Annotated in this window: 7 protein-coding genes and 1 pseudogene; 6 read left to right on the plus strand and 2 right to left on the minus strand. The window is 67.3% G+C overall.

The window, feature by feature from the left end:
* On the plus strand, nucleotides 1-1,279 hold a 1,279-nt coding region (locus G3I41_RS18440; protein WP_164401322.1), incomplete at its 5' end, for an ATP-binding protein.
* A gap of 144 nt (nucleotides 1,280-1,423) precedes the next feature.
* Here the strand turns inward: G3I41_RS18440 and G3I41_RS18445 are convergent.
* Nucleotides 1,424-2,356 carry a pentapeptide repeat-containing protein gene (locus G3I41_RS18445; RefSeq protein ID WP_164401323.1) on the minus strand — a complete coding sequence of 311 codons (933 nt, stop codon included), beginning with the start codon at nucleotides 2,354-2,356 and terminating at the stop codon, nucleotides 1,424-1,426.
* Complete coding sequence (locus tag G3I41_RS18450) at nucleotides 2,349-5,708, minus strand: hypothetical protein (protein ID WP_239081701.1); 3,360 nt, start codon at nucleotides 5,706-5,708, stop codon at nucleotides 2,349-2,351. Before G3I41_RS18450 ends, G3I41_RS18445 begins: the two co-directional genes overlap by 8 nt.
* A gap of 288 nt (nucleotides 5,709-5,996) precedes the next feature.
* Between G3I41_RS18450 and G3I41_RS18455 the strand changes: the two genes are divergently transcribed.
* From G3I41_RS18455 to G3I41_RS18470, 5 genes and pseudogenes are all read left to right on the plus strand, one after another.
* Entirely contained in the window at nucleotides 5,997-7,535 is a 1,539-nt protein-coding gene (locus G3I41_RS18455) for a phage tail sheath subtilisin-like domain-containing protein (protein ID WP_164401324.1), read from the plus strand.
* Nucleotides 7,536-7,595: 60 nt separating this feature from the next.
* Complete coding sequence (locus tag G3I41_RS18460; RefSeq protein WP_143616868.1) at nucleotides 7,596-8,039, plus strand: phage tail protein; 444 nt, start codon at nucleotides 7,596-7,598, stop codon at nucleotides 8,037-8,039.
* The gene (locus tag G3I41_RS18465) at nucleotides 8,039-8,473 is read left to right on the plus strand and encodes a hypothetical protein (RefSeq protein ID WP_164401325.1); all 435 of its coding nucleotides are present in this window, start codon (nucleotides 8,039-8,041) and stop codon (nucleotides 8,471-8,473) included. The genes G3I41_RS18460 and G3I41_RS18465 overlap by 1 nt, the downstream gene beginning before the upstream one ends.
* Nucleotides 8,470-8,613: a DUF6760 family protein gene (locus G3I41_RS36440; protein WP_018099790.1), complete on the plus strand. Its 144-nt coding sequence runs from the start codon at nucleotides 8,470-8,472 to the stop codon at nucleotides 8,611-8,613. The genes G3I41_RS18465 and G3I41_RS36440 overlap by 4 nt, the downstream gene beginning before the upstream one ends.
* Nucleotides 8,614-8,641: 28 nt before the next feature.
* Nucleotides 8,642-9,270: pseudogene (locus G3I41_RS18470) on the plus strand (hypothetical protein); the annotation flags it as partial.

Raw genomic sequence — 9,270 nt, forward strand, 5'->3', positions numbered from 1 at the left:
GGACCCGGCCCCCGCCGACGCCGTAAGGGCCCTGGTCCGCGAGGCGCGGCTGACCGGGGCGGGCCTGGTGTGCGCGCCGCTGGACGCGGTGTCCCGCGAACACCCGGACCTGCTACGGCTGCTGACGGCCACCCCGGTCCCGACGGTGATGGTGGGCCGGGTGCCGTGGGACGCGTCCTGGTCCACGGTGCCGCCGCTGCTCGTGCACGCCCCGAGGGTGGAGCCGTCGGCGCGCGGGGCGCTGTGGAGCGAGGCGTACCGGCGTACGGGGGCGGGCCCGGTGCCCGCCGGCATCGACCCGGACCACCTCCTCGCGCCGTTCCTCCTGACGCCGGAGCAGGTCACGGGCGCCGCCCGCAGCGCCGCGCAGACGGCCCGGCTCGACGGCGGGGCCCTCACCCCGGACCACATACGCCAGGGGGCCCGCGCCCAGAACGCGGCCGGCCTCGACCGCCTGGCCCGCCGCATCGAACCCACGGTGACCTGGAACGACCTGGTCCTCCCACCCGACGCCCACGCCCAGCTCCGCGAACTGACCGCCCGCGCCCGCCACCGCGACCGGGTGCTGGGGGAGTGGGCGATGCGGCCGGGCGGGGGCCGGGGGCGCGGGGTCTCGGCGCTCTTCGCGGGGGACTCCGGCACGGGCAAGACCATGTCGGCGGAGGTGATCGCGGCCGACCTCGGCCTCGACCTCTACACGGTCGACCTGGCGACGGTGATCGACAAGTACGTGGGCGAGACCGAGAAGAACCTGGAACGCATCTTCACGGAGGCGGCGGGGGTCAACGGGGTCCTGCTCTTCGACGAGGCGGACGCGATCTTCGGGAAGCGATCGGATGTCAAGGACGCGCACGACCGCTACGCGAACGTCGAGAGCGCGTACCTCCTCCAGCGCATGGAGTCCTTCGACGGCCTGGCCATCCTCGCCACCAACCTGCGCGCCAACCTGGACGACGCCTTCACCCGCCGCCTGGACCTGGTCATCGACTTCCCGGTCCCGGACCCGGACCAGCGCAGGGTGCTCTGGGACCGCTGCCTGGGCACGGTGCTCCCACGCGGGGCGGACCTCGACCTCGCCTTCTGCGCCGAGAACTTCGAACTGGCGGGCGGCAACATCCGCTCGATCGCGGTGACGGCGGCGTACCTGGCGGCGGAGGCGGGGGGCGCGGTGACGATGGCGACGCTCATTCACGCGGTGCAGAGGGAGTACCAGAAGCTGGGGCGGCTGACCCTGGCCTCGGAGTTCGGGCCGTATCTCGGGTTGCTAGGCGGTGATTAGGGAACAGGTTGCCGGTATATCCCCAGGTCTGCTTCACATTTCAGCGTTGATTCCGGACAAGCGGGCCGGCCCTGCCGCTGATCTTCGACTGAACCGGTCTGCTCCCTCCGTAATCGTCACCGGGAGTGTCGCAAAGTCCTGGTGCTAACTGCTCTCGGCGCAATTGCATGCCCTTTCCGCCTGCCTAAGCGTGCTGATGGCAAACTGTTGCTCCTCCGGAGTCTTCCCTAGGGATGAGCGGTGCCAAATACCCTTCTCTCTTTGTGGGTGCGATAGGCGCAACTCCGCTGCAAGATACGCCCGCAACCCGTACGTGAACGGCTGGTCTTTCACTGGCAGCATGTTGATTGCCTTTTCCATGGTGCAACCGTAGTTCCCCACTGTTACGTGCGGATCGCCCTCCGGAAGCGTTACTCGACTGAGGTCAATTCCCCGAAATTCAACATCGCGCAATGTTGCCGCAGTGAAGTCCACGCCATCCATACTGTTGCTCGGAACTTTCCTTCCAGTCATAGATATATTCCAGAAGACCACTTTTTGCAGAGTTCCTGAGAAGGTGCATTCGATGAAGTTTGAACCTCGAAAGCTAATTGCACCGAGGCTTGCCTTATCGAATGTTACGTGGTCGAACGAAGCGTCCTGGCACCCAGCCCCTCGCAGGTCGGTCCTTGAGAAACTTACGCGAGTAAACACGCTGTACTTCTTGTCGCTCGGGGTGCTCAGCTGAGCATTTCGTAGGCTTGCCTTGGTGAATGAGCACTGCTCGAAATCGGTCCCCCGGCACTCCATTCCGTCGATGTTGGCGTAGTCGAACACGCAATTCGATACTGTCGCCCTTTCGAGTTGCAGTCCAGGGATGGAAGAGCCAGTGAAATCAATGTCCTTCAGTGCAAGATTTGCGGCACTGACGAGGACCGAGTCCGATCGGTGCGCCTGGCTCTCAAGTCCTCGTAGGTCTACGCGGCCGCCCACTCTACGGGGTGCTACTCGACGAAGGTCGCCGCCGTGCTCTAGAACGTCAAAGACTTTCTCGGCCTCGCGGGTCCCCGCTGCGGAAGCCCAATAGTCTTCACTCATTGACGACTCCGATCTGGTCGGGGAAGTTCTTGGCGTACGAGCTATAACTCATGGGCTCGTAGATGAGAGCCAATGCTTCGACGCCAAACGTAGGTGAATAGTCGTTCAGGTGCTTTTGCCAAGCGTTTTCGGTGGTGACGTCACCCCACCATGTTTTATTCTTCTCGTAGAGGTCTGGCAGTACCGTTCCCTTGGGAACGCTGCGTGGTGAAATGACTACGTCGTTTGCTCGAAGTAGTGAGTCGGCGCGTGCTGAAGTCTTGAACGACTCGTCGATCGTCGTGCCTTGATGCATGAAAAATCTGACGTGCCAAGGTGCTTTCTTGGGGTCCCTCTCTTTTCCCGCAGCCTCTTCCGCTCTGCCCCTTTCGACGTCTCCAATTTGTCTGGGGCTCAGGCCAGTCGCCTTGAAATCAGACTCGGCTGCGGCAAGATGTCTCCACAGGGATTGCTCAACTTCTGGAGTCCAGCGAGCGTCAGCGCCTATGTCGATCTTTCCGTGCTGAGATGCGTAATCGGTTAGGGCCTCCTTCACTGAGGCGAATGCCTTCTTTACTTTTTCATTTTCTCCATCCTGATTTAACTTGTTGTACAGGTTTACGGCTCGGGTGTTGCGGCTGATAATCATTCCCAGGGCGCGATACTCTGCCTGCGTACCTGTCCCCGCTTGCTCTATCTGTGCTCGTCTGGCCCGGCACTTGTCCTCGACTCGTCGGGCAAGTGCGCTGGCCATAGTGAGACCGCCCGGCCCGAGTCTGAGATTGTGCTCGTGTCCCTCCATATCGAAATCTGCTGTGATTTCAGATGGGTTTACCTGGGACTTCTTGCCGTCCTTCCCATTTTTGTTCTTCGGTTTCTTCTTCAACTTCTCGAAGAGCGCTTTGCCCTTCTTGGCGATGAAGTTGACGATCTTGTCGATCGCTCGGTTCACCGGGCGGGACACCGCGTGGAAGACGCTCTTCACCTTCGCGGCCAGGCTGCCGATGCCCAGCAGGGACGCGAGGAAGCCGATCAGGAGCGGCACGCTCGCGGCCAGGGCGGTTTCGACCATCTTGGGGACGCCCGCCTTGCCGCCGTTGGCTATCGCCACCACCGCGTCCAGGACCGAGTTGACGAACTCGACGATTTGGGCGCCCTGGTTCACCACGAAGGTGACGATGTCGATGATTCCCTTGACCGCGCGGACGAACGCGGAGGCCGGGTTCAGGAGGGAGAGGATCCAGGTGATGCCGGCGATGATGACCGTCGGGATCAGGTAGCTCGTCAGCTTTTCCAGGATCGTGGACTTGAGGTCCCCCGCCTCCTCCTGGATCTCCTTGACGGCGCCCGCCGGGCCCTCCCGGGCGATGTTCTGGGCGACCGGGACCGAGGACTCGACCGCCGTCATCGCCTCGTCGGGGACGCCCTTACGGGTCACGCGGGCCCGGATGTTGGCCCAGGTCAGGCCCAGGAGGGAGCCGATGAGCTGGATGATGCCCTTCATGTCGAACTTCTGGGGGAGTTCGAGGCCCGCCTTCACCGCCGTGCCGAGCAGCCAGGACACGAGGCCGGTCTTCAGGTGGTCGGCGATGTTCGTGACGAAGAGGTTCAGGCCCGCGCCGACGGCCGACACCAGGTTGCCCAGGAAGCCGATGGGGTCCTTGATGATCTTCATGATCGCGCCGGCCGCCTTGGCGAGGATGCCCAGGAGGAGGTTCTTCAGCTCGTTGATGGTCTTTATCGCGCCGACAATCGCGTCCTTCGCCTTGTCGATCAGACCCTTATTGGCCTCCTGAAGTTTCTTTATCTCCTCGTCGACCTTGTTGAGCGCCGCCGTGTATTTTTGGGCCAGGTCCTGGACCAGCTGTTCCGACTTCTCGTTGACCGTCGCTTCCAGGTCGTCGAACTTGCCCGCGAAGTCCTTCGCCGCCTCCTCGCCGAACTGGCGCAGATCCGCGGGGAGTTTGTCGACCTCCGCCTTCAGCTCGCCCCGGCCCTTCGCGATCCGGGCCTTCGCCTTGCCCAGCTCGGTGCCGATGATGTCGGCGACCGACGAGATCACCGTCTGCATCTGGGACACGTAGAGCTTGCGGGCCTCCTGGTAGAGGTTGTTCGCCTCCTCGGGCAGGCCCGCGAACTTGTCCTTCACCCAGCGGGCCTTGCCGGTCCAGCCGGAGTACCGCTTGTCCTTGTACTTCTTCATCCGGCGCTTGTGGTCCGCCGTGAACGCGTCCCGGGCCGCCTTCTCCCCGGAGGTGAAGGCCGCATCGACCTTCTGGTCCAGGCCGGACAGAGTCGCCTCGACGTCCTTCTTCGTCCCGTCGTAGACCTTCTGGAGCTTCGCCGTGACCTCGGCGCGCTTCTTCTCGTCCTTGGACTTCGTCTCCCCCTTGCCGCCGTCCACCTTCTGCCCGGCCTGCGCACGCGTCGCGGTCAACGTGCTCATCGCGGCGGCGCCCGAGGCCGCCGCGCCCGCCTTCGCGGCGTTCAGCTGCTGGTTCTCGGCCGTCCTGCCCTTCGCCGGGGCCTTCGCGGAGTCCGCCTCGGCGGTCTTCTTCGCGCTGAGCGCCTCGTTGAATTCGGGCTCGTTGCCCTTGGCGAGCTGTTCCTCGGTGACCTCGGCGTCGGCCATCGCCTTGTCGTTCTGCGCGGGCCCCTCGGAGAAGTCGGTGACCGACGCCGGCTGCTTCTCGGGGATCGCGGCCGCGGCGGACGGCGCCCCGGGGTTGCCGGGCGGCTGGTCAGGTGTGAGCGGGGTGACGGGCTTGTCCTTCGCGGCCGACGTGTCCGGCGGGGCCTTCGTCGCCGTGTCGATGTCCTTGGCCGACGCCTCCTTGCCGTCCGAGACCTTGCCGTCGACCTCCGCCTTGACCCGCTCCGCCTTGCCGGACTTGGAGAACTTGTCGGCGTCGTCGAGGTTCTTCGGAGCCTGCGCGTCGATCGCCTTGTTCACCGCGTCGATGAACGCCTTCTTGTCGAATTCGCCGGGCTTCGCGGCGTTCATCTTCTCCGCGTTGGCCGCCTTGCCCTGCGCCTCCCTGTCATCCGGAGGAGCGACGGCCGCATCCTGCGACGCCTTCGACTCCGTCACGGCCGGCCGGTGCTGGGCCATCCGCTGCTTCTTCGCCGCGATGTCCGCCTTGACGCCCCGGAAACCCGGCGCCTGCGCCGGGGACGGCTTGACGGGGGCCGTGTAGCGCTGGGCGACGAGGCGCGAGACGGCCGCGTTGCCGGCCGCCCGTTGCAGCCGTTGGAGACCGCGACGGTCAGGTGCAGGTGCAGGCGTGGGGACGGGAGCCGCTTCCGTACGAGGGGAGCCGGTACGGGACCCGGCGGCAGGGGCGCCGGGCGGCTTCTCGGGACCCGCCTTCATACGCCAACTCCCGCCAGTACAGCCGCCCGCACACGGTGGTTAGCCAGGCTGCCGGGCGCCTCCGGGGCGGAGGGAGCCCCGGCGGGACGGGGGACGGGCAGGCCCGTGCGGCGCGCCCGGCGCCACCCGCTTGCCTGATCGGGCAGCTCCCCATGCACGGCAGGGCGGCCGACCATCCGTTCCCGGTGATCGCCGGAGTGGCGAGAATCGCCGGTGTTCCCCGGTCGGGCAGCGGTCACGCCACGGGGTGGGAAGCACGTCGAGGAGCACCTCAAGGAGAGGCCCCCTATGCCGTCGTACCTGTCCCCGGGCGTCTACGTCGAAGAGGTCGAGTCGGGTTCCCGGCCGATCGAAGGGGTGGGCACGTCGGTCGCCGCCTTCGTCGGGTTCGCCCAGCGCGGCCCGTTCGACGAACCCACGCTGATCACGAACTGGAGCCAGTTCGTCAGCACCTTCGGCGACTTCGTGGACGGCACGTACCTCGCCTCCAGTGTTTACGGCTTCTTCGCCAACGGCGGCGGCATCTGCTACGTCGTCCGTATCGGCGACGGCTCGGACACCGTGGCCGGGGGAGCGGAGGGCGAACTCGCGGCCGGATCCGAGGTCCAGGTCGGGCCCTACGCCGTCAAGCCGAAGCCGGGCGTGGCCGGGGAGATCAGCGTGGAGGTCGCGGAGGCGGAGGGCGAGGACCCGCCGTCCGACGTGTTCCAGTTGATCGTGAAGCGCGACGGGCAGATCGCGGAGACGTACCCGTCCGTGACGACCAAGCGGAGCAAGGAGAACGTCGCCACCCGGGTCAACGCCACGTCGGAGCTGATCGAGATACGCGAGTCGGGGCGCGGCGCCGCCCCCGCCCGCCCCGGGCCTCAGTCGGTGACCCTCGCCCCGGCCGCCCCGCCGGCCGGAAGCGCCGGGGCGCTGGCCCCCGAGGTGTACGTCGGCGACGCCGACCGCCGCACGGGCCTGGGCGGCCTCGAAGCGGTGGACGACGTCACCATGATCGCCGTCCCGGACCTCATGGGCGCGTACGAACGCGGGCTGATCGACCTGGAATCAGTCGTCGCCGTACAGCAAGCGCTCATCGGGCACTGCGAGTCGATGGGCGACCGGGTCGCCATCCTCGACCCGCCCCCCGGCCTGACGCCGCAGCAGATTCGGGCCTGGCGCACCGACCGGGCGAACTTCGACTCCAAGTACGCGACGCTCTACTACCCGTGGATCAGCGTCGCCGACCCGGCGTCCGGCCGCGCCACGCTCGTACCGCCGAGCGGGCACGTGGCCGGGATCTGGGCCCGCAACGACGACTCACGCGGCGTGCACAAGGCACCGGCCAACGAAGTGGTGCGCGGGGCCGTGGCGTTGCAGACCCAGCTCACCAAGGGGGAGCACGACCTGCTCAACCCGATCGGGCTCAACTGCATCCGCGCCTTCCCCGGGCGGGGTATCCGGGTCTGGGGCGCCCGCACCCTGGCCTCCGACCCCGCGTGGCGCTACCTCAACGTGCGGCGGCTCTTCAACTACCTGGAGGAGTCGATCCTCGCCGGCACCCAGTGGGTCGTCTTCGAGCCGAACGACGACGCGCTGTGGGCCCGCATCCGGCGCACCGTCTCCGCGTTCCTGGTGAACGAGTGGCGCAAGGGCTCGCTGTTCGGCCTCACCCCGGACGAGGCGTTCTACGTGAAGTGCGACCGGGAGACCAACCCGCCCGAGAGCGTCGACGCGGGGCAGGTCGTGTGCGAGATCGGGGTCGCGCCCGTCAAACCGGCCGAGTTCGTCGTGTTCCGGCTCTCCCAGCTGACCGGCGGCACCGGGGGCGTGGACGAGTGACCGGCGCGCGCCGCCCTCCAGTGACCGGCCCGTTCCCGAACCTGGCGTAAGGAGCCTGTGGTGCCACTTCCCGATCTCGACAGTTCCGTCGGGCACTCCTTCGGTCTCGAATTCGACAGCGTCGTCATCAAGCAGATCACCGAGGTCAGCGGTCTGAAGATGGAGCAGGACGTCATCGAGCTGAAGCAGAACACCGCCGACGGCAAGTACGCCATCAAGAAGCTGCCCGGCCGGCCCAAGGCCGGCGAGGTCACCGTCACGCGCGGTCTGACCGAGGACAACAGCTTCGAACGCTGGATCAAGGACTCCCGCTTCGGCCGCATGACGAGCGCCCGCCGCAACGGCGCGGTCATCGTGTACGACTACGAGGGCCTGCCCATCAAGCGGTACAAGCTCATCAACGCCTGGCCCAAGTCGTTGGAGATCGGCACGCTCAAGGCGGGGGACACCTCGGTGCTCACCGAGAAGCTGGCGATCACGTACGAGAGCATGGAGCTCGACTGATGCGGCGTACGGTCCAGTTCCAGGCGCCACCGGAACGGGGCCCGGGCGCGGGCCGCTCCGAACCGTTGCGCACCGAGTTCACCTTCGAGCTGCCGCGCGGATACGTGGACGAGTCGGGCACCGTGCACCGCAGCGGAGTGATGCGGCTGGCGACCGCACGGGACGAGCTGGTCCCCCTGCGCGACGACCGGGTCCGCGAGAACTCCGCGTACCTCTCGGTCGTGCTGATCTCCCGGGTGGTGATCCGCATCGGGACGGTCGAGGACATCCATCCGGGCGTCATCGAGGACCTGTTCGCGTCGGACCTGGCGTTCCTCCAGGACTTCTACCGCCGGATCAACGCCGAGGGGCACACCCGCGCGGCCGTCACCTGTCCGTCCTGCGACGAGGAGTTCGCGGTGGATCTCGCCGGCGGTCGCCTGGGGGAATCGTGACGTACGCGGCCGACCTGCTCTACGAGGAGGTCGCGTACCTCGCCTACCACTTCCACTGGCCGCTGGACGACCTGCTGGACCTGGAACACCCGGAACGCCTGAAGTTCGTCGCACAGGTCGCCCGCCTCAACGGGCAGTAGCGAGGAGCACGGAGGAGGACGAGGAACCATGGGGCTGATGTCCTGGCTGCGCGGCGGCCGTTCCACCGACACCCCGCCCCCGCAGCTGCCCGGCCTGTCAGGGCCGGACCGGGCCGACCGGGTCGACGTGAACCGGCTGGAACCCGTGCAGCGGTCCGTCACGGGCCAGGACCTGTTGATCAACCCACCCGGATTCGAGGCCGGATTGGCGACACGCCGGAGTACGGCTCTGGGTACGCCGTTGGGCCACCTGGTGAGCCCCGAGGCCCCCGCCGGCCTGGTACGCGGTGTGGTCGACGCCGTCCCGGGGGCCCCGCCCCCGCCGGTCCAGCGGGCCGTCGAGATGCCGATGCCCGCGCGGCGCGGGACGTGGACGGTGGCCGTGCAGCGGGCGTACGGGGACAGCCCGCCGAGCCTGACGTCGGCCGGAAGCGACGCCGTAGCGGCCGGCCTTCCGGTACGCCGGCTGATCGGCGAGCAAGCCCTCGTACATGCGGACGAGCACACGGATGCGGTCGGTCCCGCCGCCGAGCCGGACGCCCCTGGGACCGGGCCGGGCAACCGCCCCGGCACAGCGCCGGTCCAGCGCACCGCCCAAGGCACACCGCCCGTGCCGCCCCCGCTCCGGCGCGTGGGCGGTCTCGGCGCGCCGCTGCC

Source organism: Streptomyces sp. SID9727, assembly GCF_010550605.1.
Lineage (GTDB): Bacteria > Actinomycetota > Actinomycetes > Streptomycetales > Streptomycetaceae > Streptomyces.